This is a genomic window from Bradyrhizobium sp. CCBAU 45389 (genome assembly GCF_028128625.1).
In the GTDB taxonomy this organism is placed as follows: Bacteria; Pseudomonadota; Alphaproteobacteria; order Rhizobiales; family Xanthobacteraceae; genus Bradyrhizobium; species Bradyrhizobium liaoningense_B.
This window is the reverse complement of the sequence record NZ_LBIY01000088.1, coordinates 105,824-130,520: the sequence shown is the minus strand read 5'-3', so window position 1 is coordinate 130,520 and position 24,697 is coordinate 105,824. Positions and strand designations below refer to the sequence as shown.

The following is a 24,697-nucleotide window of genomic DNA, read 5'->3' as shown; positions in this document are numbered from 1 at the left end:
CGAACATGCAGGCGTTCTTCACGTTTCTGCAGCAGAATCCGTATCTGCTGCTGTTCTTCGTCGTCGGGCTCGCCGTCTATATCGGGCGGGCCAGCATCAAGGGCTATGGCCTCGGCATGGTCGCCGGCGCCATCGTGGTGGGCGCCGGTCTGTCGGTGTGGGCCTCAACCTATGGGGTGAAGCTCGAGCTGAACAATTTTGCCAAGAGCCTGTTCTACTATCTCTTCATGTACGGCGTGGGCCTGCGGGTCGGTCCGTCCTTCCTCAACAGCCTGAAGGGCGACGGCCTGAAATTCTGTCTGCTGGCCGTGGTGTCGAGCGTCATCGGCCTCGCGCTCGTCGTGATCGGCGCCAAGATGTTCTCGCTGCCGCCCGGTGCTGCCGGCGGCATGCTGGCGGGATCGCAGACCATGTCGGCGGCGATCGGTTCGGCCGAGCAGGCCGTCACCTCCGGCGTCGTCAAACTGCCTGATGGGATGAAGCCCGAGGAGGCCTCGGGCATGATCGCGCTGTCCTACGGCATCACCTATATCTGGGGCACCGTCGGCATCATCCTGATCTGCAAATATCTGCCGCGCTGGTGGGGCGTCGATGCCAAGGCCGCCGCCAAGCAGTATGAGACGGAATTCGGCGTCAAGGATCTCGAGGGCGGCGGCCTGACCGGCTATCGCCAGTTCGGCCTGCGTGCCTACCGGCTGGAGAACCCGGCGACGGTCGGCATGAGCATCGCGAAATTCCGCGCGGTCAATCCGGAATACCGGATCGTCAATGTGGGACGGAACGGCGTGCCGCAAGGGGCCGATCCCGAATTCGTGCTGCAGAAAGGCGACGTTGTTGCGCTCGGCGGCTCGACGGAACATCTCACCGAGAAGATGGGCCTGATCGGCCCGGAGGTCGCAGATGCCAAGACGCTCGGCATTCCCATGGACCAGGCGGAGATCCTCATCACCAACAAGGAGATGGTGGGGCGCACCTTTGAGTCCTTCCGCGATACCGCGATCGCCGGCCAGCTGCAGGTCACCAAGGTCGAACGTGGCGGCGTGCAGATTCCGGCCGGTCTCAAGACCAAGCTGGAGCGGATGGACATCGTCTCGGTGGTTGGCCTCAAGTCCGCCGTCAACGAGCTCGGCGAGATGTGGGGGCGCATTGCGCGGTCCAACACCTCGACCGATCTGCTGACGCTCGCCGTCGGCATGATCATCGGCTTCCTGATCGGCAAGATCGAATTCCCGGCATTCGGCGCCAAGATCGGTCTCGGCAATGCCGGCGGCCTCCTGCTGTCGGGCGTGATCGTGTCCTCGGTCGTGTCGCGGCTGCGCTTCTTCGGCAATACGCCGAATGCGGCGCGGAACGTGCTGGAGGATCTCGGCCTCGTCGTCTTCGTGGCCATCGTCGGCGTCAATGCCGGCGCGGGACTTCTGGCACAACTCACCGGCGCGGTTGCCTTGAAGATCTTCCTGGTCGGCTTCATCGCCTGCACGATCCCGCCCTTCATCGTCTGGGCGATCGGCTACCACGTCTTCAAGATCAATCCTGCAGTGCTGATGGGCGGCGTCGCCGGTGCCCGCTCGCATTCAGGACCGTGCCGCGAGGCGGCCGTCGAAATCCAGAGCTCTGTACCCTGGATCGGATTCCCGGTCGGCTATGCCGTCTCGGGCATCCTGCTCACCGTGTTTGGCTACTTCGCCATGATCCTGGCTCAATAGGGGGAAGAAAACGTCATGAGAAAGTTCACCATCGGCGCCGTCCTGATCGCCTCGCTCGCAGCCATTGCCGGCTTCAGCACGCCCTCGCGTGCCGAGACCGGCGACGTTGCGGTGGTCTTCACCAAGGGCGGGTTCGTCGTCGGCGTCGGCGGCGGGGAGGGCGTGCTGCTTCTGAGGGGCAAGAAATACCCCTTCACGGTCTCCGGCATGAGCGTCGGCCTCACCATCGGCGCATCGACCAGCAAGTTCGTGGGCAAGGCCCTCAATCTGAAGGGGCCCGCGTCGATCGAAGGATCCTACGCGGTGGGCGGAGCCGGCGGTGCGGTCGCAGCTGGCGCCGGTGCCGTCCAGTTGCAGAACAGCAATGGCGTGATCCTTCAGCTCACCGGTCCAAGGGTCGGTGCGGAGGTGTCGGCCGCGGTCGGCGGCGTAACGATCCGCCTGAAATAGGCCCAATGGCCTCAAGGCGAACGGGCTGCGTCACCGCAGCCCGTTCGGCTTTTCACGATCGCGCGTTTCAGTATCGCTCTTCGACGAACTTCAGTCCGCGCAGGCTTGCCTGGTCGTTGTAGCGTCCCTTGTGCGACCGCGACGGCAGCTTGATCTTATCGCGCTTGACCTTCTTGTAGGGGATCGTTCTCAGGATGTGCGAGATGACGTTGAGCCGCGCGCGCCGCTTGTCGTCGGAGCGGATCAGTCGCCACGGCGCATGTTTGGTGTCGGTCGCCTCGAACATCATGTCCCGCGCGCGCGAATAATCGTACCAGCGCCCGAACGACTCGGTGTCCATCGGGCTCAGCTTCCACTGCCGCAGCGGATCCTCGATGCGCGCCATGAAGCGGCGTTCCTGCTCCTCCATCCCGACCTCGAGCCAGAGCTTGATCAGGATAATGCCGGCGTCGACGGCGAATTTCTCGACCAGCGGACACAGTTCCAGGAAACGCTTGTGCTCGGCCGGCGAGCAGAAGCCCATGACATATTCGACGCCGGCGCGGTTGTACCAGCTGCGGTCGAAGATCACGATTTCGCCGCCGGCCGGGTATTGCTCGATATAGCGCTGCAGGAACAGCTGGGACTTTTGCCGGTCGGAGGGCGCGGGCAGGGCGCAGACACGAAACACGCGCGGACTGACCTTTTCGGTCAATGCCTTGATGGTGCCGCCCTTGCCGGCGGCATCGCGTCCTTCGAAGATGATGATCACCTTCAGTTTCTGGGCCCTGACCCAGTCCTGGAGATGACACAGCTCGACCTGGAGCTTTTCCAGCTCCTTCTCATAGTCCTTGCGCTTCATCCGCTCGGCAGAATCGTCCTTGGCCATGCCCCGTCCTTCCGCTGCTACGGCGCTACTCGTCGCCCCATGAAATGGTCACGCCGATGTCGCCGGGCACGCCGCCAGGAAATTCGATGATCTGATAGGCGATGCGATAGCCGCGCGGCTTCAGATAGTCGGTCCAGAGCTGAAAGATCTCCTTGGGGATGCCGGTCAGCGTATTCTCCCAGCCCTTTTCCATCTGGTTGATGGCGCGTCCCTTGTCGGTGCAGAGCGTGTTGGGGAAGCGATAGACCATGACCTCGGACATTCCGTTTCGCACCGCACGCTGGATGATCGTCGAGGCGAGTTTGATCTTCTCCTCCTCGGTCTTGCCGGAAGGCTTGCTCAGTCGCTCGATCAGGGCGCGCTTCTCGGCCTCGGCCGCCGCGGCGAGGCGGACATACTCTTCCGCCTTCTCGGCCTCCTTGAGCGCGGCCTCTTTGCGGATCTGCGTGGCATTGGGAATGAGATCGTCGAGGCCGGGCATGGCTGCGGCTCCCTTGGATTGTGCAGTGTGGTTCCGGGGACGCTATGTCCAGCAGCAGGCGTTCCCTTGATTCAAATCAAGCAAATTGGGAAGCAGCCTGAACACAGTGCTTGCCAAGTGCACGTTCGTTGACCGGGAGAGACGTTTGAGCGACCAGCTTCATCCGATGGCCCCGCACCATCTGCCGTTCTATCTCGCGCCGGGAAGCGGCACCGATACGCTGATGGTGGTGATGGGCATATTCCTGATCGGCACCGTGCTCTGGGTCGGCACGCTCTATTGGAAGCTGCACAGCTTGCCGGAACGGATGGCGCACAAGTCGCAGAAGCTGCAGTTCGAGCTCGTCGCCGTGCTCGGCTTGATCTCGCTGTTCACGCACATGCACATCTTCTGGGTCGCGGGCCTCCTGCTCGCTTTGATCGATTTGCCCGACTTCGGCACGCCGTTGCGCAGCATAGCCGGGTCCGTCGAGAAGATTGCCGACGCGACGCCGACAGTCGTCGATGGCGGCGACGTCCCGGCCGAGGCTGCGGCGGCGCCGCATCCGGCAGACAAGCCGGAGCCCGCCAAGAAGGAGCACAGCCATGTTTGAGCTGATGTTTTGCTCGCTGCTGACGATCCTGCCCGACTACCTCTACCGCCGCTACGTCCAGGGCAAGCGCTTCGGCAAGGAGATCACCTTCTTCTCGGTCTGGTACGAGCTGCGCTGGGGCATCACCGGCTGCCTGATGCTGACGGTGTCGCTGATCACGATGATCTTCTACTTCCACCCGTCGACGTCGTCGGCGACGCTGTATTTCCGGACGGTGCCCATCCTTCCCGAAGGCTCGGGCCGTGTTGCCGAGGTCAAGGTCGGCTTCAGCGCGCCGGTCAAGAAGGGCGACGTGCTGTTCACGCTCGACACCTCGAGGCAGCAGGCTGCATTCGAGACGGCCAAGCGAAAAGTTGCGGAGGTCGATGCCGCCATGCAGGCGGCGGAGGCCGACGTGGCCAAGGCCGAGGCGCAGATCGCGGAAGCGAAGGCCAATTACCAGCAGGCCAAGGACGAGCTCGAGGTCAAGAGCGAGCTGCAGCGACGCAACCCCGGAATCGTTCCGCAGCGTGACATCGAGAAGCTCCAGGTCCTCGTCGATCAGCGCCAGGCTGGTGTCGATGCCGCAACCGCCGCCAAGCAATCCGCATCCTTGCAGATATCCACTCTGTTGCCGGCTCAAAAGGCCAGCGCGGCGGCCGCGCTCGACCAGGCCCAGGTTGATCTCGACAAGACTGTCGTCCGTGCCGGCGTTGACGGGCGGGTCGAGCAGTTCTTGGTTCGCTCCGGCGACGTCGTCAACCAGCTGATGCGCCCGGCCGGCGTCCTGATTCCGGAAGAGGCCGGCCGAAAGCTTCTTCAGGCCGGCTTCGGCCAGATCGAGGCGCAGGTGATGAAGACCGGCATGGTGGCGGAGGCGACCTGCATTTCCAAACCGTGGGTGATCATCCCGATGGTGATCACGACCGTGCAGGACTACATCGCAGCCGGACAATTCCGGTCCGGCGAGCAATTGCTGGAAGCGCAGAATGCCGTCCGTCCCGGTACGATCCTCGTCTTCCTCGAGCCGCTCTACAAAGGCGGGCTCGAGGGTGTGACGCCCGGCTCGAGCTGCATCGTCAATGCCTACACCAGCAACCACGAGGAAATCTCCGCCAAGGATACGCCGACCAGCCGGAAGATCGCACTTCACGTCGTGGATGGCGTCGGCCTCGTTCACGCGCTGCTGCTGCGGATCCAGGCTCTGTTGCTGCCGATCCAGACACTCGTGCTGAGCGGCCATTGAAGAGCGAGAGAAGGACGGATCACATGGGTTCACGGAAATTGATCACGCTCGGCGCGACGTTGATCTCGCTGATCGTTGCGGCCGCCAGCGCCGAGGCTCTCGACCTCAACGGCGCCTGGGTCGGCGATGCCGACAATTGCAGCAAGGTGTTCGCGCGCAAGGGCGCGCAGCTCGGTTTCACCGACATGTCGGACGTCTATGGCGGCGGCTTCATCGTCGACGGAGATCAGATCGTCGGAAAATTTGCGCGCTGCCGGATAAAGGCGAGGAAGGACAACGGTCCGAACGTCAACCTGGTTGCGGCCTGCGCGACCGACATCATGCTCTCCAGCATTCAGCTGAGCCTGAAGGAGCTGGATGCAAACAGCATCGTCCGGCTGTTCCCGGGCATGGAGGACATGGAGATCCGCTATTTCCGGTGCCCGGCCTCCTAGCGACGGATTGTGTCTTTGCCGCGGGACTGTCCTGGAACGGCACGCCCATTTCGGCGTCCTCGCGGAGACGCACGCGAGGGCAGGACGACCGCTCACGCCGATCAGCTATGCTTACGGACGCGTCACCACCCGCCGCCGAGGCGTGCTCTCACGGGCTGTCCGTGCGTGACGATTGCCGCTAGAATTGTCGGGAAAGCAGCCACCGGAAGCTGCGGGAATTGGAGCTGAGCGGACGCATGTCCTCTGACCCGGTCAGGTCGTGGCCTGCCGTGCTGTTCTGCCTGGGCTTGTTCGTCGCCGCGTGCATGTCGCCGGACCAGGCAAGTGGCGTCGAGCGAAGCCTGCGCGGCGAGCTCAAGCGCGTGCTGGTGCTGCATTCCTTTGGCCGCGAGTTTCGGCCGTGGAGCGAATACGCACGCGACATCAAGGCCGAGCTCGAGCGGCAATCGCCATGGCCGCTCGACATCCAGGAGCACGCGCTGCTCACCGCGCGGTTCAATAATCCAGGTCCCGAGGCGCCTTTCGTCGAGTATCTGCAATCGCTCTACCAGGGGGCGTTGCCCGATATTGTGTTGACCATTGGTGCGCCTGCCGCCCGGTTTGCGCAGAGATACCGCGCGAGACTGTTTCCCGATACGCCGTTGGTTCTTTCCGCGGTCGAGTACCGGCTGATCGACCGCGCGGATCTCACCGACAATGACGTCGTCGTGGCGATCCGCAACGATTTCACGGCTGCATTCGCCAACATCCTTCAGCTGCTGCCGGACACCAGGGCGGTCGCGATCGTGATCGGTGCCTCGCCGCTCGAGAAGTTCTGGATGGAGGAGGTGAAACGCGAACTGAAGCCTCTGGGCGGGCGGCTGGAGCTGATCTGGTATTCGGACCTGTCATTCGAGGAGATCCTGAAACGGGCTGCAACGCTCCCCCCGCACACGGTGCTGTTCTGGGGTCTGATGTCGGTGGACGCAGCCGGGATCGTCCACGAGAGCGATATCGCCCTGCGCAGCCTGCACGCGGTTGCGAATGCACCGATCTTTTCCTACCAGGACCCGTTCTTCGGGGGCAGTACCGTCGGCGGACCGATGCATTCGGTTGCGGAAACCAGCTCAAGGACGGTCAGCGTCGTGATCCGCGTTCTCGGAGGCACCAAACCTTCGAGCATCACCTATGAGCCGCTCGGCTTTGCGGCGCCGAGATATGATTGGCGGGAATTGCAGCGCTGGGGCATCAGCGAGAGCCGCTTGCCTCCCGGCAGCGAAATCCTGTTTCGCGAACCGAACATCTGGGAGCGCTATCGCTGGCAGATGCTGATGATCTCGGCCGTATTCCTGGTGCAGGCCGGACTGATCAGCGGGCTGCTGCATGAACGTCGCCGCCGCCGGCTCGCCGAAGTGGAATCGCGCCAGCGGCTGGCGGAACTTGCCCACGTGAACCGGTACTCGGCCGTTGGCGAGCTGACGACCTCGATCGCGCATGAATTGAACCAGCCGCTCGGATCCATCCTGACCAACGCCGAGACGGCGGAGCTCATGCTCAGGGCCACTCGGCCCGATATCGACGAGATTCGCCAGATCCTCGCCGACATCAGAAGGGACGACCAGCGGGCGAGCGAGGTGATCCGCAGGCTGCGCAGTGTCCTGAAGAAGACTCCGTTCGAGGTCAGGGATATCGAGCTGAACGACACGGTGCGGGAGGCGATCGGACTGGTGTCCGCCGTCGCCGATGGACGGCGCATCGCGCTGAGCTACATGCCCGCGTTCGCGGATCTGCACGTCAAGGGCGATCCCGTGCAGCTTCAGCAGGTCGTGCTCAACCTGATCATCAATGCGATGGATGCCGTCTCGGACGCAGACACGAAAAAGCGCGAAATCAGCGTGTCGACCATGCGCGCCGGCAATCAGGCCGAGATCAGGATTTCCGACACCGGTCCAGGCATTGCCTCCGCGGATCTCGCAAACGTCTTCAATCCGTTCTTCACGACCAAGCCGCAAGGAATGGGAATGGGACTTGCGATCGTGAAGACCATCATCGAGGCCCATCACGGCACGATCGCCGCCGAGAACCAGGCGTCGGGCGGTGCCCTGTTCACGATCAAGCTGCCGCTCATTCGCTGACGGCGGTGTCTTGATCTCGATCAAGCCTTCAACCCACCAAGGCCGTTTCCTTTCGCGGTTGCGTCATGGCCGGGCTGGGCGCGGGCATGGTGGGGGATAGTGGTTTGATCATGAAGCGCCGCGAGTTCATGGCTCTGCTTGGCGCTACGGCTGCGTTTCCAGTCTCGGCGCGAGGGCAGGAAAGGGCACCGTGGCAGTCGATGCCTTCGGTGGGCGTGTTGACCGGCAATGTTGCGGGCGATTCCGGCGCCCAGATGCGTGTCGATGCGTTCCAGCAGGGGCTGGCCGATCGCGGCTGGATCGCCAACCAGAACTATCGGCTCGAAATACGCTGGCCGGGCCCCAATCCGGCGCGGCAGAAACTCGAGGCGCTCGAGCTCGTCGCCGCCATGCCGGACGTCTTGTTTGCGACCAGCACGGGCACGACCCGGGCACTGCGCGATGCGACCCAGCGAATTCCGATCGTCTTCGTCGGGCTCTCCGATCCGGTCGGGACCGGCCTGGTCGCCAATCTGGCACGACCGACCGGCAACCTGACCGGCTTCTCACTCTACGAGCACTCGATGAGCGGGAAGTGGCTCAGCCTGCTCAAGGACATGGTGCCCGGCATGACTCATGCCGCGGTTCTGTTCAATCCGGACTCGGCACCCTATGCGCCATTCTACATCGAGGCCGCGCACCAGATGGAAAGCCGTCTCGGCATGAAGGTCACTGGTGCGAGCGTTCGGAGCGGAGCCGACATCGCGGGGGTGATCGAGACGGCGGCGCGCAATGGAGCCGGCCTCGTCGTGTTGCCGGATGGCGGCTTCTTCAGCGCACAGAGTGCGATGACGATTCCCTTGCTGGCACAGCGCCGCGTGCCGGCCATTTTCGCGGTCCGCTTCTACGCCGCCAATGGTGGCCTGATGTCGTACGGTGCCGACCTGACCCAGCAGTTTCGCGAAGGTGCCGGCTATGTCGATCGCATCCTGCGAGGCGCGGACATCCGCACGCTACCGGTGCAATTCGCCAGCAAGTTCGAGCTCGTCATCAACATGAAGGCGGCCAATGCGCTTGGGCTGACGGTACCGGGCCGGCTCCTGATGGAGGCCGAGCTGATCGAGTGAATTCATCGCTCTCGCGTTGCAACAGGAACGGCGGCTCCCGGTTTCGTTGATCTCGATCAACAAACGCCCATGCCGCGGCCCCGATCTTCGCGATCGGAAAGTTGGATGGAGGGTGGAATGTCTCGCTGCGGCAAGACCCTGATGGCAATTGCGCTGATGCTGGCGATGCCAGTCGTGGCAATTGCACAGACGGCTGACAAGCCGGCGACGCCGAGCACGCAGGCACAGCCGGCTCCCCCGCCGGCGCCGGCAGCAGAGCTGCTGAAGCCGGAGCAGCTCGAGGCACTGGTCGCACCGATCGCGCTCTATCCTGACGAGCTGCTCGCCAACGTGCTGGCCGCCTCGACCTATCCGCTCGAAGTGGTGCAGGCCGACCGCTGGCTGAAGGAGCACAAGACCTTGAAGGGCGAGGCGCTGAAGACGGAGGTCGACAAGCAGGCCTGGGACGACAGCGTCAAGGCGCTCGCGAGCACCGCCGAAGTTCTTTCCATGATGAGCGACAAGCTCGACTGGACCCAGAAGCTGGGCGACGCCTTTCTCGCCCAGCAGCCCGACGTGATGGATGCGATCCAGCGCCTGCGCAACAAGGCCTATGACAACAAGAAGCTGGTGACCACCAAGCAGCAGAAGGTCAGCGTCCAGTCGCAGGAAGGCAAGCAGGTGGTCGTCATCCAGCAGGCCGATCCCGAGACGGTGTATGTGCCGTACTACGATCCGGCGACGGTCTACGGCACCTGGCCCTATGCGGAATATCCGCCGTATTATTGGGGCTATCCCTCCTATATCGGCGCCGGCGTGGTTGCCGCCGGGCTCGCGTTCGGCACGGCCTGGGCAATCGGACGCTGGGGCAATTACTGGGGCGGCGGCTGCAACTGGGGCAACCGCAACGTCTACGTCAATCATCGCAACACCAACATCAATACCGGCTGGCAGCACAATCCGGCGCATCGCCAGGGCGTGCGCTACAACAACACCAATGTTCAGCAGCGCTTCGGCAACAACAATCTGAAGGCCGGTGCGTCGGACCGGATGGATTTCCGCGGCCGCGACGGCAACCAGGTGCTGCGTCCAAACCAGGGTGCTGGAGACCGCGCAGGCGATCGTGCAGGCGATCGCGGCGGCCCCGGTGATCGCGCCGGCAATCGGGGCGATCGTCCTGGTGCCGGGGATCGTCCCAGCGCAGGAACGCGCGACCGGCCGGGCGGCGGCGATCGGGCCGGTGCGGGCGATCGGGCCAAGGGTGGGGGTGACCGTGCCAAAGGTGGCGGAGATCGTGCCAAGGCTGCGAACCGTGCCGGCGGCGGTGCGGGCAACCGTGGCGGTGGCGGCAATCGCGGCGGCGCGATGAACGTCTCCTCCGGCCGGGCGGCTGCTGCAGCCTCGGCGCGCGGTCGCGCCAGCATGGCGAGCATGCCCCGCGGTGGCGGGGGAGCGAGCTTTGCCGGTCGCGGCGGCGGTGGCGGAATGGCGATGCGCGGTGGCGGAGGTGGCGGCTTCCGTGGTGGAGGCGGAGGTGGGGGGGGCCGCGGTGGCGGCGGTGGTGGCCGGCGCTCGGACATCGCACTGAAGCACGACATCGCGCTGCTCGGCCATCTCGGCAACGGCCTCGGCTATTATCGCTTCAGCTATATCGGCAGCGACAAGGCCTATGTCGGCGTCATGGCGCAGGAGGTCGAGAGCGTGATGCCTAATGCGGTGACCCGCGGCAGCGACGGCTATCTGCGCGTTCATTACGAAAAGCTTGGTCTGAAGTTCCGCACCTACAGCGATTGGCTCGCCGGCGGCGCGAAGATTCCTGCGGAGGTCGCGCCATGAACGGTCTGATGTCGCTTTGTCGCGCGGTCCTGCCGGCAATCATGGTTCTGGCGCTTCTGGGATCGGTGACACAGGCGCAGGAATCCTACAAGACTCCGGAGGACGCGGCCGCGGCGCTGGCCGCAGCCGCCAAGAGCGGTCCGCGCGACCTCCTGAAGGTGCTGGGCAGGGCGGCGGACGACATCGTCTCGTCCGGCGACGAGATCTCCGACGCCGACATCCGCGCGCGGTTCGTCTCGATGTATGACGCCAAACACGCGATCAAGGCCGAGGGCAACAAGAAGGCCACGCTGCTGCTAGGTCCGGACGACTTCCCGTTCCCGATTCCACTGGTCAACACCAAGAACGGGTGGGAGTTCGACACCGACGAGGGCCGCATCGAGGTGCTTCGCCGCCGCATCGGCCGCAACGAGCTCGACGCGATCCAGACCGCGCTCGCCTATGTCGACGCGCAGATCGAATATGCCGACAAGGATCGCGGCGAGGGGGCGGGCGTCTACGCGCAGCGCTTCCTGTCCACGGCCGGCAAGAAGGACGGCCTGTTCTGGCGTGATGATGCCGATCCCAGTCCGCTCGGAGCGCTGGTCGCGGAGGCCACGGCCGAAGGCTATAAGCAAGGCGCTGGCGACGGGCCGGCGCCCTATCACGGCTATTACTTCCATATTCTGAAGGGCCAGGGCCCCAACGCGCCCGGCGGCGCGCTCAACTATGTCGTCAAGGACAAGATGATCGGCGGCTTCGCGCTGATCGCGTGGCCCGCCGAGTATGGCAATTCCGGCGTGATGACCTTTCTGGTCAACCATGCCGGCACCGTCTACCAGAAGGATCTCGGCACACGGACCAGCTTCATCGCGCCGCGCACGACACTGTTCGATCCCGACCAGACGTGGAAGAAAGTCGATGCCGAGAAGCCCTAGGCTGGAACGCGTCCTGCGCGCCGTCGCAATCGGCTTCGCGGCGCTGATGCTCGTCCTGCTTGCGATGCCAGCCACGCCATCCTTCGCACAGGCGAGCGGTGACGTTCGCGTCAAGATCGTCAAGGCCGGCCTTCTGGTCGGCGGCGGCGCGGGCAGCGGCGTGTTGACCTATCGCGGCAGGAACTATCCCTTCAGGATCGCCGGCCTCAGCTTGGGCATCACTGCCGGCGCGAGTGTTGGCCGGTTCGGAGGGCGGGCGTCGGGTATCCGGGACGTCGCTGACTTCGCCGGGACGTACAGTTCCGTCGGCGGCGGGTTCGCTCTGGTCGGCGGCATCAATGGCGTTCAGTTGCGCAACGAAAAGGGCGTGACCCTCGTGCTGCAGGGCCCGAAGGCGGGCCTGGAGCTCGCGGCCAACATCAGCCAGATCACGATTTCGCTGAAGTGAGACAGTCGCGGACCTCGTCGAGCGACCGGCGATCGTCGAATCCCGTCCCGTGCGATTTGGTAAATCGTGGCTAAAAGAAGAAGTTGAATTCGGTAAGGTATTGAGATCGCGTGGCTAATTGACACTGTAGTGTCTCAGCAACAATGTGGTACGAATACATCAGTCGCCGCCCGCCGCGGACCCGTTTTCAGCACCATTGCCGGAATGACCAGCGCAGATACCTCGGCCGCATCCTTTGACACGGCCCCAGCCGAAGAGCCGCGGCGCTGGTCGCCGCGACGCTGGCTGGCGCCCTTTGCCGTGGCGCTGGCACTGCTGTCGGGCCTTTTGACCTTCCTCGTCTTGACCGGCCTGACCCGGATCGATCCGACGCCGGAGGTGGTCCGCTCGTTCTACCTGATCAATGCCGGCACCATCCTGCTGCTGGTCGGAATCATCGTCCGCGAGCTCTGGCAGCTGATCCTGGCGCGGCGCCGGGGCAGGGCAGCGGCGCGCCTCCATGTCCAGATCGTCAGCCTGTTCTCGATCGTGGCCCTGTTGCCGGCGGTGCTGGTCTCCGTCGTCGCCAACGTCACCCTCGAGCGCGGCCTCGACCGGTTGTTCTCGGGGCCGACCAAGGAAGTCATCCAGAACTCGCTGAACATCGCGCGCGCCTACATGCAGGACCACGCGCAGCTGATCCAGGGCGACATTCTCGGCATGGCCAACGACATCGCCCACGCCAGGCCGCTCTACGACCAGGACCGCCGCTCGTTCCGCGAAATGCTGACGGCCAGCGCCAGCTCGCGCAACCTGCCGGGCGCGATGATCATCGACAAGAGCACCAACATCCTGGAATCCGCCGACACCGGCATGCGGCTGGCTTATTCGCCGCCGGCGCCGGACTTTCTCAGCAATGTCAGCGAGAGCCAGCCGGAGATCGCGATCCTTCCGGACGCGAGCTACGTCGCGGCGGTGATCCGCCTGCGCGCCTTCAACGACACCTTCCTCTACGTCGCGCGGCCGCTCGATCCCAACGTGGTCAACCAGCTGAAGCAGACCGAGGTCAGCGTCGCCGAATATGCCCAGATCGAGTCGCGGCGGCTCGGCATCCAGGTCGCTTTCGCCCTGATGTTCGCAGTGATCGCGCTCACCATCCTGATGGCCTCGGTGCTGATCGGGCTGAACTTCGCCAACTCGCTGGTGGCGCCGATCCGGCGGCTGATGAACGCGGCGCATACGGTTTCGACCGGCGACCTGCACGTGAAGGTGCCGGTGCATCAGTCTGAGGGCGACCTCGCCCAGCTCGGTGAGACCTTCAACAAGATGACGCAGGAATTGCGCAGCCAGCGCGACGAGCTCGTCAACGCCAGCGACCTCATCGACAGCCGCCGCCGTTTCATCGAGGCCGTGCTGTCCTCGGCGAGCGCCGGCATCATCGGCGTCGACACATCGGGCAGCGTCGGCATCCTCAACCGCTCCGCCGAGAAGCTGATCGGGCACTCCGAAGCGGAGACGCTGGGCCATCCGCTCTCGGACGTTCTGCCCGAGCTCGACGAGATGATGAAGACCGCGCGGGAAGGGACCCAGCGCCTGGTGCAGGGCCAGATCACGATCACCCGCGACGGGCAGGAACGCAATCTCTCGGTCCGCGTGAGCGCCGAGAAGAACCAGCCGCACGACAGCTACATCATCACCCTCGACGACATCACCGAGCTGGTCTCGGCGCAGCGCACCTCGGCCTGGGGCGACGTGGCGCGCCGCATCGCCCACGAGATCAAGAATCCGCTGACGCCGATCCAGCTCTCCGCCGAGCGCATCCGCCGCAAGTTCGGCAAGACGATCACCGAGGACAAGGACAAGCAGATCTTCGACCAGTGCACCGACACCATCGTGCGCCAGGTCGACGACATCAGGCGCATGGTCGACGAGTTCTCGCGCTTCGCGCGGATGCCCAAGCCCGTGATGGAGGGCGAAGACGTCGCCGACACGGTGCGCCAGGCGGTGTTCCTGATGAAGGTCGCCCATCCCGAAATCGACATCGAGGCCGACTTCAAGCAGGATCCGCTCCGGGCCCAGTTCGACCGCCGGCTGATCTCGCAGGCGGTCACCAACATCGTCAAGAATGCCACCGAGGCGATCGAGCAGGTCCCGCCGGAGGAGCTCGGCAAGGGGCGCATCGACGTCGTGGTGTCGCGCGAGGGCGAGGACGTGCTGATCGACGTCATCGACAACGGCATCGGCCTGCCCAAGGTGGCGCGCTCGCGGCTGCTCGAGCCCTACGTGACGACACGCGCCAAGGGCACCGGCCTTGGCCTTGCGATCGTCGGCCGCGTCCTGGAAGACCATGGCGGGCGCATCGAGCTGAAGGACGCCTCCGATTTCCGCGAAGGCCAGCGCGGCGCCTGGATGCGCATGCGCTTTGCGATCTCCGGCCAGCCTGCGAAGGCACAGGGAGCCGAGCAGGCGCCAGCGCTTGAGCCCACGGCCAGGCCGGACATCAAGGACACGTCCCCGGAATCCATCAAGGAATCCGGCAAAGACTTGGAAACAAAAGAGCCGGCGGACGGAACCAAAGAGCCGGACGAAAAGACCAATGATTCAACGAAAATCGAAGCCTCAACAGGCAGCTGAGCAGACAGGCGCGACCCATGGCTAGTGAAATTCTGATTGTCGATGACGAGGCCGATATTCGGGATCTCGTCGCGGGCATTCTCGAAGACGAGGGGTTCGTCACCAGGACCGCACGCGACAGCGATACGGCGCTCGCCGAGATCGCCAATCGCAGGCCGCATCTGGTGTTCCTCGACATCTGGCTGCAGGGCTCCAAGCTCGACGGCCTGCAGCTGCTGGAGCAGGTCAAGAAGGACAATGCCGACCTGCCGGTCGTGATGATTTCCGGCCACGGCAACATCGAGACCGCCGTCGCCGCGATCAAGCGCGGCGCCTATGACTTCATCGAGAAGCCGTTCAAGGCCGACCGGTTGATCCTGGTCGCAAATCGCGCGCTGGAGAACTCGCGGCTCAAGCGCGAGGTCAAGGAGCTGAAGCAGCTCGCGCCGAGCGCCAGCCAGCTGGTCGGCCGCTCGCCCAGCATGAACCAGCTGCGCCAGACCATCGAGCGCGCGGCCAAGGCCAACAGCCGCATCCTGATCGTCGGTCCCGCCGGCGCCGGCAAGGAGCTGACCGCGCGCACGCTGCATGCGGCCTCGGGCCGCGCCGACGGTCCCTTCGTCGTCATCAACGCCGCCGCGATCACGCCCGAACGGATGGAGCACGAGCTGTTCGGCATCGAGCAGTCCAACGGCGAGCAGCCGCGCAAGCCCGGCGCGCTCGAAGAAGCGCATGGCGGCACGCTGTTCATCGACGAGATCGCGGACATGCCGCGCGAGACCCAGAACAAGATTTTGCGCGTGCTGGTCGAGCAGTCGTTCCAGCGCGTCGGCGGCACCGCCAAGGTGCAGGTCGACGTGCGCATCATCTCCTCGACCGCGCGCAATCTCGAGGAAGAGATCGCCGCCGGCCATTTCCGCGAGGACCTCTATCACCGCCTCTCGGTGGTGCCGATCCGCGTGCCCGCGCTGTCGGAACGGCGCGAGGACATTCCGGAGCTGATCGACTATTTCATGGAGCAGATCTCGGCCGGCAGCGGCCTGCCCAAGCGCCAGATCGGGCAGGACGCGATGGCGGTGCTGCAATCGCATGTCTGGCCCGGCAATGTGCGCCAGCTCCGCAACAATGTTGAGAGGGTCATGATTCTGGCCGCCGGCGGCCCGGAGGTCATCATCACCGCCGACATGTTGCCCCAGGACGTCGGCTCGATGGTGCCGGCGATGCCGACCAGCAACAATGGCGAGCACATCATGGGCCTGCCTCTGCGCGAGGCACGCGAAGTGTTCGAGCGCGACTATTTGATTGCACAGATCAGCCGTTTTTCAGGAAATATTTCTCGTACGGCCGAGTTCGTTGGCATGGAACGGTCGGCGCTGCATCGGAAGCTGAAGGCACTCGGCGTCGGCTGACGCTGCGACGTTGCGGCGGCATCTCGGGAATAGGCAAAGAAAATCATCGATTTCCGTAGTTTTTCGGGGCAATAGGGCGCCGGCTGCCGCGTGAAGCGGCTTGCCTAATAACCCGACCTGTCTTCTAATCGAACCGCTGTTCCTCCGAGGGGGATCTCATGAGGAACGGCAACCGGAAGAGGCCCCGAATTTCACAAAGAGGGCAGCAACCGGCGCAATAAAAAGAAACTCAAAGTGAGAAAAAAACAATGGCGGCAGACCGCGCACAAAACCTACAGGACACCTTCCTTAATCACGTTCGCAAAACCAAGACGCCACTGACGATCTTTCTGGTCAACGGAGTGAAGCTCCAGGGCATCGTGACCTGGTTCGACAATTTCTGTTTGCTGCTTCGTCGCGACGGTCACTCGCAGCTGGTCTACAAGCATGCGATCTCGACCATCATGCCGGGCGCGCCCATCCAGTTGTTCGAAGGCGGCGAGGATCAGCCGGCTTGAGAGTGATCTGATTGGAACCCCGGAATTTCGACGGGGAAGCCGACCGTCCGCGGTCGGCAGGGGCTAAGCAGACGGGGCGGGTGCTTGTCATCGGCCCCTATTTGCGGGTGCGCGCGGGAAGTCCCGACGCGCAATCGGAGAGCCATGTCGTGCGAGATGCCGAGGCGCGGCTCGATGAAGCCGCCGGCCTTGCGCGCGCGATCGACCTCGTCATTGCCGATGCCATCATCGCGCCGATCAGCCAGATCCGGCCCGCCACCTATATCGGCAAGGGCAAGGTCGAGGAGATCGCTGCGCTGGCCAAGAGCCTCGACGTCGAGCTCGTGGTGATGGATTGCGCGCTGGCGCCAATCCAGCAGCGCAATCTCGAGAAGGAACTGCACGCCAAGGTGCTCGACCGCACCGGTCTGATCCTGGAAATCTTCGGCCGCCGCGCCAAGACCAAGGAGGGCTCGCTCCAGGTCGAGCTCGCGCATCTCAACTACCAGCGCTCGCGTCTGGTTCGTTCGTGGACCCATCTGGAGCGCCAGCGCGGCGGTTTCGGATTCATGGGCGGTCCCGGCGAGACCCAGATCGAAGCCGACCGCCGCCTGATCCAGGAGCGCATCACCAAGCTCGAGAGCGAGCTGAAGAAGGTGCAGGCCACGCGTCGCCTGCATCGCGCCGGCCGCCAGCGCGTGCCGTACCGCGTCGTCGCGCTGGTCGGCTACACCAATGCCGGCAAATCGACGCTGTTCAACCGCCTGACCCGCGCCGACGTGCAGGCGGCCGACATGCTGTTCGCAACGCTCGATCCGACCTTGCGCGCACTCAACCTGCCGCATGGCGGCAAGGCGATGCTGTCCGACACCGTCGGGTTCATCTCGAACCTGCCGACGCAGCTCGTCGCCGCCTTCCGCGCCACGCTGGAGGAGGTGCTGGAGGCTGACGTCATCCTGCACGTCCGCGACATCTCGCATGAAGACGCCGAAGCACAGCAGAGCGACGTCGACGCGGTGCTGCGCCAGCTCGGCATCAACCCCGATGACTCAGGCCGCATCATCGAGGTCTGGAACAAGATCGACCGTTACGACCCAGAGCAGCGCGAAGAGCTGTTGAACATTGCCGCACGCAGGCCCGAAGATCATCCGGCGATGCTGGTCTCGGCCGTATCAGGCGAGGGCATCGATGCGCTGCTCGCCGCGATCGAGGAGCGGTTAGCGGCCAAGCGCACCACGCTCGATCTCTCCATCGACGCCGCCGACGGCGCCGGCATCTCCTGGCTGCACCGCAATTCCGAGGTGCTGGCAAAAGAGCTGCACGACGGCCGCTTCGACATGACGGTGCGGGTCGATGAGACCAAGCGGGATATCGTGGTGAACAGGTTCGACGCCGTGCCGCATCTGTCAGCCACATAACATCCGTCGTCCTGGCGAAAGCCAGGACCTATACCGCGTGATCTATCGAGGCCGCGAGATCTGGGTACCGACGAACGTTTAACTCCGAGTCTTCGCCAAACTGCTTTGTGGGGTAATGGGTCCTGGCTTTCGCCAGGACGACGGTGGAGGCGCACGCCCAAGATCACCTCGACAGTTCGAGGCTCATGAACTGGTTGTGCGGGCTCGCCTGATAGTCGGCGAACGGCTCGCAGGATACGAAGCCGGCGCTGCGGTAAAGTGCGACGGCCGGCACGTGCAGCGGCGCCGTGCCAGTCTCCAGGCTGAGACGCGCATAGCCGCGGTTGCGGCCTTCGGCGATGATGTGGCTCAAAAGCGCGCGTCCGGCCCCAGTCCGCCGTGCAGTAGGCGCGGCGCGCATCGACTTCACCTCGCCATGTGTTGCATCCAGCTGCTTCAGGGCGCCGAAGCCTGCCAGCGCGCCGTCCTGCCAGGCGGTCCAGAACGTCACGTCAGGAGCTGACAGGCCGCTCGCGTCCAGCGCTTGCGCGTGCTCGCCCATGACGCTGCGGAGCTCCTCCAGATGATACGCCAGCAACTCGGCGACGTGTGGCGCCCTTGGATCGTCCTGCCTGATGTCCACGGTGAGCCCTCGCGTCACGTCGCGGTCTTCGCGGCATTCCACAGCGCATCCATCTCCGCCAGCGAGGCCTGCTCGAGCGTCCGCCCCTGCGCCTCCAGCGCCCGCTCGATGAACGCAAATCGCCGCTCGAATTTTGCGTTGGTCGCGCGCAGCGCAGCTTCCGGATCGGCATCGACATGGCGGGCGAGGTTGACGAGGGCGAACATCAAATCGCCGGTCTCTTCGGCGATCTCCTGCTTGTCGTTGCGATCGAGCGCGGCCTCGATCTCGTCGGCTTCCTCGCGGATCTTTTGCAGCACCGCGCGCGGGTCATTCCAGTCGAAGCCGACGGTGGAGGCCTTGCGCTGCAGCTCCATGGCGCGCGTCAGCGCCGGTTGGCCGGCCTTGACGCCTGATAGCAGTGACTTGTGCGCCGGTGTCTCCTCCGGCGGCCGGCGCGCGGCACGTTCGGCCTTTTCCTCGGTTTTGATGCGGTCCCAGACTTCCTTGACGTGCGAGGAGGCGAGGTTGCCGTCCTTGTCGGCGAAGACGTGCGGATGGCGCCGGATCATCTTGCGGGTGATGGCCTCGACCACGTCCCCAAATGCAAACGCGTTCTGCTCCTCGGCCATCTGGGCGTGGAACACGACCTGGAGCAGGAGGTCGCCGAGCTCCTCGCGGAGGTCGTCGAGATCGCCCCGGGTGATGGCGTCCACCACCTCATAGGCTTCCTCGATCGTGTAGGGCGCGATCGTCGCAAAATCCTGCTCGAGGTCCCAGGGACAGCCGGTCACCGGCGTGCGCAGCGCCGCCATGATCTCGATCAGGCGGGAAATGTCGCGGGAAGGGGTCATTGCGGGCCGTTCTCCTGGGTCCAAAGCCTTATGCCAAAAGCGGGCTGCCGATCCCAGCGCAAGGCGCCGGAACAGGCCGATTTCCACCGATTGGCTGATACGTTCCGCAGTGCTAAAGCGCGGGCCATGAATGACGCATTTTCCTCCGAAACCGCGCTGGTGCTGTTCTCCGGCGGCCAGGATTCCACCACCTGCCTCGCCTGGGCGCTGAGCCGCTTTGCCCGCGTGGAGACATTGGGGCTCGAGTACGGCCAGCGCCACGCCATCGAACTTGCCTGCCGCGACCGCCTGTTCGACGGCATCAAGGGCCTGCGCGCCGATTGGGCCGCAAAACTCGGCGAGAGCCATACGCTGTCCATCCCGACGCTGGCAGCCGTGTCCGAGACGGCGTTGACCCGCGACGTCGCGATTGCGATGGGGGCCGACGGTTTGCCCAATACCTTCGTGCCGGGCCGCAACCTGGTGTTCCTGACCTTCGCCGCCGCCCTGGCCTACCGGCGCGGCATCACCCACATCGTCGGCGGCATGTGCGAGACGGATTACTCCGGCTATCCGGACTGCCGCGACGAGACCATCCGCGCCATGCAGGCCGCGCTCTCGCTCGGCATGGCGAGGCCCTTCGAGCTGCACACGCCGCTGATGTGGATCAACAAGGCCGCGACGTGGAAGCTGGCGCATGATCTCGGCGGCGACGGGCTGGTCGACCTCATCCGCGAGGAGTCCCACACCTGCTATCTCGGCGAACGCGGCGCGCAGCACGATTGGGGCTATGGGTGCGGGGAGTGCCCGGCGTGCAGCCTGCGGGCGAAGGGGTGGCAGGAGTATGTGGCGGGGAGGTAGGGCCGCCGTCATTGCGAGGAGCGAAGCGACGAAGCAATCCAGAGACCTCTGCGGTGGGATTCTGGATTGCTTCGCTGCGCTCGCAATGACGGGTGTGGCGACAGCTAGCCAAAATCCTCCGGCCTGAGTTCGATCGGCGTGCCATGCGGCGTACGATCCGCCGCGTGGTCCCAGGCGTCGCGGTAGCGGTGCAGCGTTTCCGTCGAGGCGACGCCTTTCCTTGCGACGAGCCCCTCGAGCGTTGCGAGCCAGTGCAGATAGTAGGTCTCGCCCGTGTCAGGATCCCCCGCAGCCTGCGCGCGCTTGATCTCGTCGGCTAGCGCTGCGGCCCATTCCGGCCAGGTGAACACGCCACGCTCGTGCAGGGTCAACGCCATCGCGAACGCATGCGCCTCCCATGGTGCGCGAAACACCGGGCCTTCGTCATCGCGGGGAATGCTCGGAATGGCCGCCGTCGCGGCGGCAGCAGCCGTGCTACTCATCACGCCGGGTCCAGGTAAGGCTCGAACGCGTCGATCGACACTTTCAGCGTCGGATCACCATCCTCGCCCCAGAGATCGCGTCCATCGAACACTACGGTGTAGAGCCATTGCGGATTCTCGCCGAGCTCCATCGCGGCCGTGTCAGGAAACACGTGGCAGCCATGGTTGAGCTCGACCACGCCGACATGCCCACGCACATAGCGCGGCAGCCGCGTGTGCGTCGCCGGATGGATGTTCTTGGTACGCACGCGATCGCCGATGTTGAATTTCGCCGGGGTCGGAGCAGGGCGGGCGAACTTGCCGCGCACCATGATGCGCTCGACCTGGGCGAGATCGAACTTGCCGTGCTTGAGTGCCTTGGCAGGCTGCATCGCGTGGCCGGCAGCAACTTCCTCCCGCGTGAGGTAGCCCTTCTCGATCAACATCTCCTCGAGCCCGAGAAACCATTTCTTGTAGTAGGAGCTCGACAGGTAGACATGCGGCGGCAGCGTCTCGCGATAGAAGCGCGAGGTGTCGATGTTGAAGGCGCCGGCTGCGCCCATCGCGCGCACCATGGCCAGCACGCGCGACTCCCACTCCTCGTGAAACATCGGCTCGTTCGACTCGGGCTCGACCTTGCCGAACCCGTCCATGCCGCCCATGTCGTGCACGCCGTTCACGACGGAGCTCCCGGCGTCCTGGGGAAACCGGTGCCGATCATGGAGTCGCGCGTGACGAGCTCGGCGAGCTGCTCCTCGCTCCAGCCTTCGGTGCCCGCGGGCCGCATCGGCAGCACCAGGAAGCGGGTCTCGGCTGTGGAGTCCCAGACCCGGATCTCCATGTCCTTCGGCAGGCTGACGTCGAAATCGGCGAGCACGCCGCGCGGATCCTTCACCGCGCGCGAGCGATACGGCGCGGCCTTGTACCAGACCGGCGGCAGGCCCAGCATTTCCCAGGGATAGCAGGAGCACAGCGTGCACACGACCATGTTGTGCCGCTCCGGCGTGTTCTCGACCACGACGAGATGATCGCCGACGCGGCTGACATGGCCGAGCGTGCCGATCGCCTTGGAGCCGTCCTCCAGCAACGCCTGCTTGAACGCCGGATCGGTCCAGGCCTTGGCGACGACGCGCGCGCCGTTATGCGGGCCGATCTTGGTCTCGTAGGCCTGGATGATCGCGTCGAGCGCGGCCGGCTCGACATAGCCTTTTTCGGTCAGGATCGTCTCGAGCGCGCGCACGCGCAGCTCGGTTTCGGACAGCTCCGAATGATCGTGATCGTGGTGATGATGGTCGTGATCGTGGCTCATGGCGCGAAGATAGGCGCAATGGTCCCCGCCTGTCGAGTAGCCGTTACCGCGCGACCGGGTCCCATATTCGTGAGGCCGGGTGTAGGGTTAGCGCCGCAGCAAATGCAGATTGGAGATGCCGGTGACGGAGTTCGTGACAATCGAGAAGGGCCTTGGGCCGGAAGGACGGATTGCGGTGGTGCGGTTCGACCGCAATGACGGCATCAATGCGCTGTCGCCGGAAGCGCTGCGCCAGCTCACCGCGGCGGCCCGCAGCTTCGAAGATGACGCGACAACCTCGGTCGTGGTGCTGACGGGCAGCACCAGCGCCTTCAGCGCCGGCTTCGATCTGAAGGACGCCGAGGGACGCTCGCGCAAGGAGATGGATCTCGGCACGCTGCGCCGGCACCTCAAGCTCGGACCGCGTCTGACGCACGCCTGGCAGGAGATGGAGCAGATCACGATCGCGGCGATCGAGGGCTTCTGTGTGGGCGGCGGCGTGGCCCTCGCCGTTGCGCTCGACTTCCGCATCATGGGCCGCGATGCGCATCTGCGCGTGCCCGAGATCGGGCTCGGCATGAACATGAGCTGGCAGAGCATCCCGCGCATGCTGCACCTGATCGGGCCGGCCCGCACCAAGCAGGCGGTGATCCTGGCCGACCAGCGCATCAGCGCGGACGAGGCCTATGAGTGGGGCCTGGTGGAAGAGGTGACCGATCCCGGCCACGCGCTCGATGCCGCCATGGAGCTTGCCCGCAAGGTCGCCGCGCAGCCGCCGCTTTCGGTCGCCATGACCAAGCTGACCGTCAACCGCCTCGCGCATGCGCTGGACGATCTCGCCAGCCACATGGACGTCGACCAGTTTGCGCTCGCAAGCCTCAGCGAGGACCACAAGGAGGGTGTCGAAGCGTTCCTGACGCGCCGCAAACCCCGCTTCAGGGGACGGTAAAACCTGACGTCAGACCATTGATCGCACCGCGGACAATCCGTATACGCCGCGCTGGGACAAAAGCAGCCCGGCCAACGGGCGCACGATGTGACGGCAATCGAGGGGAGGGCTTATGGCCGCTGGTTCGCAGGCGCCTGAGGCAGAAGGATTTCGCTGGAAGCTGATCGCGCCGCTCGTGGTGTGGCTGGCGATCTATCTGTGGCCCGTTCCCACGGGGCTCAATGTCAATCAGTGGCACTATTTTGCCGTTTTCGCGGCCGTCATCACCGGGCTCATCCTGGAATCGATGCCGGTCGGCGCGGTCGGCTTCATCGGCCTGACGGTCGCAGGCGTGGCCGGCTATATCGACCCCGATCCCGGCAAATCGCTGCGCTGGATGCTGGCGGGCTTTGCCGAGAGCACGGTGTGGTTGATCGTCGGCGCCTTCGTGTTCTCGATCGGCTACCGCAAGAGCCAGCTCGGCCGGCGCATCGCGCTGGTGCTGGTGCAGCGGCTCGGCCGCAACACGCTCGGCCTCGGTTATGCGGTCGCGATGTCCGACTTCCTGCTCGCGCCGGCGACGCCCTCCAATACCGCGCGCAGCGGCGGCATCGTCTATCCCATCATCAGCAACATCCCGCGCATCTACGGCTCGGAGCCCGGACCGACCGCAGGCAAGATCGGCACCTACGTGATGTGGACCGCCTTCGCGGCGACCGCGATCACCAGCTCGCTGTTCTTCACCGCGCTCGCGCCCAATGCGGCGGCGCTGGCGATCGCCAAGAAGACCGTCGGCGTCGAGGTGAGCTGGGGCCAGTGGTTCCTGGGCTTCGCGCCGCTCGGCATCCTCCTGATGGTGGTCGTGCCGCTGCTCAGCTATCTGGTGTGCCGTCCCGAGGTGAAGCGCAGCCCGGAAATCTCCGAATGGGCGGCGAACGAGCTCAAGGCGATGGGCCCGATGTCGCGCAACGAGTGGATCATGCTGGCGCTGATCGTGCTCGCGATGTTTCTGTGGATCGCCGGTTCCAGCCCCGACATCCGCGTCCCGGTGCTCGGCTCGAACTTCGTCAACGCCACCACCGTCGTCTTCATCGTGATCTCGCTGATGCTGATCACGGGGGTGATCGAGTTTGCCGACATCGTCAGCGAAAAAAGCGCATGGGAGGTGTTCTTCTATTTCACCTCGCTGCTGACGCTGGCCTCGGGCCTCAACGAGATCGGCTTCATCAAATGGTTCGCGACCGAATACGCAAAACCGCTCGCCGGGCTCTCGCCCTTTACCGCGATGCTCCTCCTGGTCGCGCTGTTCTTCTGGATCCACTATTTCTTCTCGAGCATCACCTCGCATGCCGCCGCCGTGCTGCCGGTGGTGCTGGCGGTCGGCTCCGGCATCGCCGACCTGCCGGTCACGACGCTGGCCATGCTCTGCATGTACTCGCTCGGCCTGATGGGTGTGATCTCGCCTTATGCGACCGGGCCGGCGCCGATGTATTTCGGCAGCGGCTATATCGGGAAGGGGCAGTTCTGGGGCTTTGGGCTGATCTTCGGGCTGCTCTATTTCGCCGGCCTGCTTTTGATTGTGCTGCCCTGGTTGCAGATGCGGTGAGCCGGGCAGGAGGCTGATACCCCCGGCGGAGGAATATTCTTCTCCGGGGAGGGATCGGGAAATCTTCG

At 64.6% G+C, this 24,697-nt stretch carries 24 protein-coding genes; 17 read left to right on the top strand and 7 right to left on the bottom strand.

All coding sequences use genetic code 11. From position 1 onward, the window contains the following. Nucleotides 1-5: 5 nt before the first annotated feature. Together XH79_RS18460 and XH79_RS18455 are read left to right on the top strand one after the other, a co-directional pair. Nucleotides 6-1,706: an aspartate:alanine exchanger family transporter gene (locus tag XH79_RS18460; protein ID WP_212336547.1), complete on the top strand. Its 1,701-nt coding sequence runs from the start codon at nucleotides 6-8 to the stop codon at nucleotides 1,704-1,706. 15 nt (nucleotides 1,707-1,721) lie between these two features. Next, nucleotides 1,722-2,156 (top strand): hypothetical protein, encoded by a 435-nt coding sequence (locus tag XH79_RS18455; protein WP_271582531.1) that lies wholly within the window; start codon nucleotides 1,722-1,724, stop codon nucleotides 2,154-2,156. Nucleotides 2,157-2,223: 67 nt separating this feature from the next. Here XH79_RS18455 and ppk2 read toward each other — a convergent pair whose 3' ends face one another. Further along, complete coding sequence (gene ppk2, locus XH79_RS18450; protein WP_212336543.1) at nucleotides 2,224-3,024, bottom strand: polyphosphate kinase 2; 801 nt, start codon at nucleotides 3,022-3,024, stop codon at nucleotides 2,224-2,226. A 25-nt stretch (nucleotides 3,025-3,049) separates the two neighbouring features. Beyond that, the gene (locus XH79_RS18445; protein WP_212336541.1) at nucleotides 3,050-3,505 is read right to left on the bottom strand and encodes a hypothetical protein; all 456 of its coding nucleotides are present in this window, start codon (nucleotides 3,503-3,505) and stop codon (nucleotides 3,050-3,052) included. Nucleotides 3,506-3,671: 166 nt separating this feature from the next. Between XH79_RS18445 and XH79_RS18440 the strand changes: the two genes are divergently transcribed. The 12 genes from XH79_RS18440 (at nucleotide 3,672) to hflX (ending at nucleotide 18,051) form a co-directional block, all read left to right on the top strand. Continuing rightward, nucleotides 3,672-4,097: a hypothetical protein gene (locus XH79_RS18440; RefSeq protein WP_212338159.1), complete on the top strand. Its 426-nt coding sequence runs from the start codon at nucleotides 3,672-3,674 to the stop codon at nucleotides 4,095-4,097. Next, on the top strand, nucleotides 4,090-5,322 hold the full coding sequence (locus tag XH79_RS18435; protein ID WP_212336539.1) for an HlyD family secretion protein: 1,233 nt from the start codon (nucleotides 4,090-4,092) through the stop codon (nucleotides 5,320-5,322). The genes XH79_RS18440 and XH79_RS18435 overlap by 8 nt, the downstream gene beginning before the upstream one ends. A 23-nt stretch (nucleotides 5,323-5,345) precedes the next feature. Then, nucleotides 5,346-5,756: a hypothetical protein gene (locus tag XH79_RS18430; RefSeq protein WP_271582530.1), complete on the top strand. Its 411-nt coding sequence runs from the start codon at nucleotides 5,346-5,348 to the stop codon at nucleotides 5,754-5,756. A 236-nt stretch (nucleotides 5,757-5,992) separates the two neighbouring features. Beyond that, a complete protein-coding gene (locus XH79_RS18425) occupies nucleotides 5,993-7,870 on the top strand; it encodes a sensor histidine kinase (protein ID WP_271582529.1) in 1,878 nt (625 codons plus the stop codon). Nucleotides 7,871-7,980: 110 nt separating this feature from the next. After that, a complete protein-coding gene (locus XH79_RS18420; RefSeq protein ID WP_271582528.1) occupies nucleotides 7,981-8,976 on the top strand; it encodes an ABC transporter substrate-binding protein in 996 nt (331 codons plus the stop codon). 117 nt (nucleotides 8,977-9,093) lie between these two features. Beyond that, complete coding sequence (locus tag XH79_RS18415; RefSeq protein WP_271582527.1) at nucleotides 9,094-10,791, top strand: DUF3300 domain-containing protein; 1,698 nt, start codon at nucleotides 9,094-9,096, stop codon at nucleotides 10,789-10,791. Continuing rightward, nucleotides 10,788-11,708, top strand: a complete 921-nt coding sequence (locus tag XH79_RS18410) for a DUF2950 domain-containing protein (RefSeq protein WP_271582526.1) — start codon at nucleotides 10,788-10,790, stop codon at nucleotides 11,706-11,708. The genes XH79_RS18415 and XH79_RS18410 overlap by 4 nt, the downstream gene beginning before the upstream one ends. Further along, on the top strand, nucleotides 11,692-12,156 hold the full coding sequence (locus XH79_RS18405) for a hypothetical protein (protein ID WP_212336528.1): 465 nt from the start codon (nucleotides 11,692-11,694) through the stop codon (nucleotides 12,154-12,156). The genes XH79_RS18410 and XH79_RS18405 overlap by 17 nt, the downstream gene beginning before the upstream one ends. A 204-nt stretch (nucleotides 12,157-12,360) precedes the next feature. Then, the gene (locus XH79_RS18400; protein WP_212336526.1) at nucleotides 12,361-14,769 is read left to right on the top strand and encodes a sensor histidine kinase NtrY-like; all 2,409 of its coding nucleotides are present in this window, start codon (nucleotides 12,361-12,363) and stop codon (nucleotides 14,767-14,769) included. Nucleotides 14,770-14,786: 17 nt separating this feature from the next. After that, complete coding sequence (ntrX, locus tag XH79_RS18395) at nucleotides 14,787-16,157, top strand: nitrogen assimilation response regulator NtrX (protein ID WP_212336524.1); 1,371 nt, start codon at nucleotides 14,787-14,789, stop codon at nucleotides 16,155-16,157. Nucleotides 16,158-16,405: 248 nt separating this feature from the next. Beyond that, nucleotides 16,406-16,654 (top strand): RNA chaperone Hfq, encoded by a 249-nt coding sequence (hfq, locus tag XH79_RS18390; RefSeq protein WP_007591126.1) that lies wholly within the window; start codon nucleotides 16,406-16,408, stop codon nucleotides 16,652-16,654. 11 nt (nucleotides 16,655-16,665) lie between these two features. Next, nucleotides 16,666-18,051 (top strand): GTPase HflX, encoded by a 1,386-nt coding sequence (gene hflX, locus XH79_RS18385; protein ID WP_212336522.1) that lies wholly within the window; start codon nucleotides 16,666-16,668, stop codon nucleotides 18,049-18,051. Nucleotides 18,052-18,214: 163 nt separating this feature from the next. Here the strand turns inward: hflX and XH79_RS18380 are convergent, their stop codons facing one another. Continuing rightward, nucleotides 18,215-18,691, bottom strand: a complete 477-nt coding sequence (locus tag XH79_RS18380; protein WP_271582525.1) for a GNAT family N-acetyltransferase — start codon at nucleotides 18,689-18,691, stop codon at nucleotides 18,215-18,217. After that, nucleotides 18,688-19,506, bottom strand: a complete 819-nt coding sequence (mazG, locus tag XH79_RS18375) for a nucleoside triphosphate pyrophosphohydrolase (protein ID WP_212336520.1) — start codon at nucleotides 19,504-19,506, stop codon at nucleotides 18,688-18,690. Before mazG ends, XH79_RS18380 begins: the two co-directional genes overlap by 4 nt. A 126-nt stretch (nucleotides 19,507-19,632) precedes the next feature. On the opposite strand from mazG, the gene queC reads away from it, so the two are divergent. Further along, the gene (gene queC / locus XH79_RS18370) at nucleotides 19,633-20,346 is read left to right on the top strand and encodes a 7-cyano-7-deazaguanine synthase QueC (RefSeq protein WP_271582524.1); all 714 of its coding nucleotides are present in this window, start codon (nucleotides 19,633-19,635) and stop codon (nucleotides 20,344-20,346) included. A gap of 104 nt (nucleotides 20,347-20,450) precedes the next feature. Here queC and XH79_RS18365 read toward each other — a convergent pair whose 3' ends face one another. Genes XH79_RS18365 through nthA form a run of 3 tightly spaced genes read right to left on the bottom strand, consistent with a single transcriptional unit; the run spans nucleotide 20,451 to nucleotide 22,116 of the window. Further along, the gene (locus tag XH79_RS18365) at nucleotides 20,451-20,828 is read right to left on the bottom strand and encodes a nitrile hydratase accessory protein (RefSeq protein ID WP_212336516.1); all 378 of its coding nucleotides are present in this window, start codon (nucleotides 20,826-20,828) and stop codon (nucleotides 20,451-20,453) included. Continuing rightward, nucleotides 20,828-21,487 (bottom strand): nitrile hydratase subunit beta, encoded by a 660-nt coding sequence (gene nthB, locus XH79_RS18360; RefSeq protein WP_212336514.1) that lies wholly within the window; start codon nucleotides 21,485-21,487, stop codon nucleotides 20,828-20,830. The genes XH79_RS18365 and nthB overlap by 1 nt, the downstream gene beginning before the upstream one ends. Further along, nucleotides 21,484-22,116, bottom strand: a complete 633-nt coding sequence (nthA, locus tag XH79_RS18355; protein WP_212336512.1) for a nitrile hydratase subunit alpha — start codon at nucleotides 22,114-22,116, stop codon at nucleotides 21,484-21,486. Before nthA ends, nthB begins: the two co-directional genes overlap by 4 nt. A gap of 121 nt (nucleotides 22,117-22,237) precedes the next feature. Here nthA and XH79_RS18350 point away from each other — a divergent pair, with 121 nt between their 5' ends. Both XH79_RS18350 and XH79_RS18345 read left to right on the top strand, forming a co-directional pair. After that, the gene (locus XH79_RS18350) at nucleotides 22,238-23,044 is read left to right on the top strand and encodes an enoyl-CoA hydratase/isomerase family protein (RefSeq protein WP_212336510.1); all 807 of its coding nucleotides are present in this window, start codon (nucleotides 22,238-22,240) and stop codon (nucleotides 23,042-23,044) included. 112 nt (nucleotides 23,045-23,156) lie between these two features. Further along, nucleotides 23,157-24,629: a DASS family sodium-coupled anion symporter gene (locus tag XH79_RS18345; RefSeq protein ID WP_212336508.1), complete on the top strand. Its 1,473-nt coding sequence runs from the start codon at nucleotides 23,157-23,159 to the stop codon at nucleotides 24,627-24,629. Nucleotides 24,630-24,697 lie beyond the last annotated feature (68 nt).

Coding starts and splice junctions, on each gene's coding strand:
- XH79_RS18435 (WP_212336539.1), top strand. CDS start 4,090: ATGTTTGAGCTGATGTTTTGCTCGCTGCTGACGATCCTGCCCGACTAC.
- XH79_RS18345 (WP_212336508.1), top strand. CDS start 23,157: ATGGCCGCTGGTTCGCAGGCGCCTGAGGCAGAAGGATTTCGCTGGAAG.
- XH79_RS18400 (WP_212336526.1), top strand. CDS start 12,361: ATGACCAGCGCAGATACCTCGGCCGCATCCTTTGACACGGCCCCAGCC.
- hfq (WP_007591126.1), top strand. CDS start 16,406: ATGGCGGCAGACCGCGCACAAAACCTACAGGACACCTTCCTTAATCAC.
- ppk2 (WP_212336543.1), bottom strand. CDS start 3,024: ATGGCCAAGGACGATTCTGCCGAGCGGATGAAGCGCAAGGACTATGAG.
- XH79_RS18455 (WP_271582531.1), top strand. CDS start 1,722: ATGAGAAAGTTCACCATCGGCGCCGTCCTGATCGCCTCGCTCGCAGCC.
- XH79_RS18440 (WP_212338159.1), top strand. CDS start 3,672: ATGGCCCCGCACCATCTGCCGTTCTATCTCGCGCCGGGAAGCGGCACC.
- XH79_RS18425 (WP_271582529.1), top strand. CDS start 5,993: ATGTCCTCTGACCCGGTCAGGTCGTGGCCTGCCGTGCTGTTCTGCCTG.
- XH79_RS18410 (WP_271582526.1), top strand. CDS start 10,788: ATGAACGGTCTGATGTCGCTTTGTCGCGCGGTCCTGCCGGCAATCATG.
- XH79_RS18445 (WP_212336541.1), bottom strand. CDS start 3,505: ATGCCCGGCCTCGACGATCTCATTCCCAATGCCACGCAGATCCGCAAA.
- XH79_RS18415 (WP_271582527.1), top strand. CDS start 9,094: ATGTCTCGCTGCGGCAAGACCCTGATGGCAATTGCGCTGATGCTGGCG.
- XH79_RS18420 (WP_271582528.1), top strand. CDS start 7,981: ATGAAGCGCCGCGAGTTCATGGCTCTGCTTGGCGCTACGGCTGCGTTT.
- queC (WP_271582524.1), top strand. CDS start 19,633: ATGAATGACGCATTTTCCTCCGAAACCGCGCTGGTGCTGTTCTCCGGC.
- XH79_RS18460 (WP_212336547.1), top strand. CDS start 6: ATGCAGGCGTTCTTCACGTTTCTGCAGCAGAATCCGTATCTGCTGCTG.
- XH79_RS18430 (WP_271582530.1), top strand. CDS start 5,346: ATGGGTTCACGGAAATTGATCACGCTCGGCGCGACGTTGATCTCGCTG.
- nthA (WP_212336512.1), bottom strand. CDS start 22,116: ATGAGCCACGATCACGACCATCATCACCACGATCACGATCATTCGGAG.
- ntrX (WP_212336524.1), top strand. CDS start 14,787: ATGGCTAGTGAAATTCTGATTGTCGATGACGAGGCCGATATTCGGGAT.
- XH79_RS18365 (WP_212336516.1), bottom strand. CDS start 20,828: ATGAGTAGCACGGCTGCTGCCGCCGCGACGGCGGCCATTCCGAGCATT.
- mazG (WP_212336520.1), bottom strand. CDS start 19,506: ATGACCCCTTCCCGCGACATTTCCCGCCTGATCGAGATCATGGCGGCG.
- XH79_RS18405 (WP_212336528.1), top strand. CDS start 11,692: ATGCCGAGAAGCCCTAGGCTGGAACGCGTCCTGCGCGCCGTCGCAATC.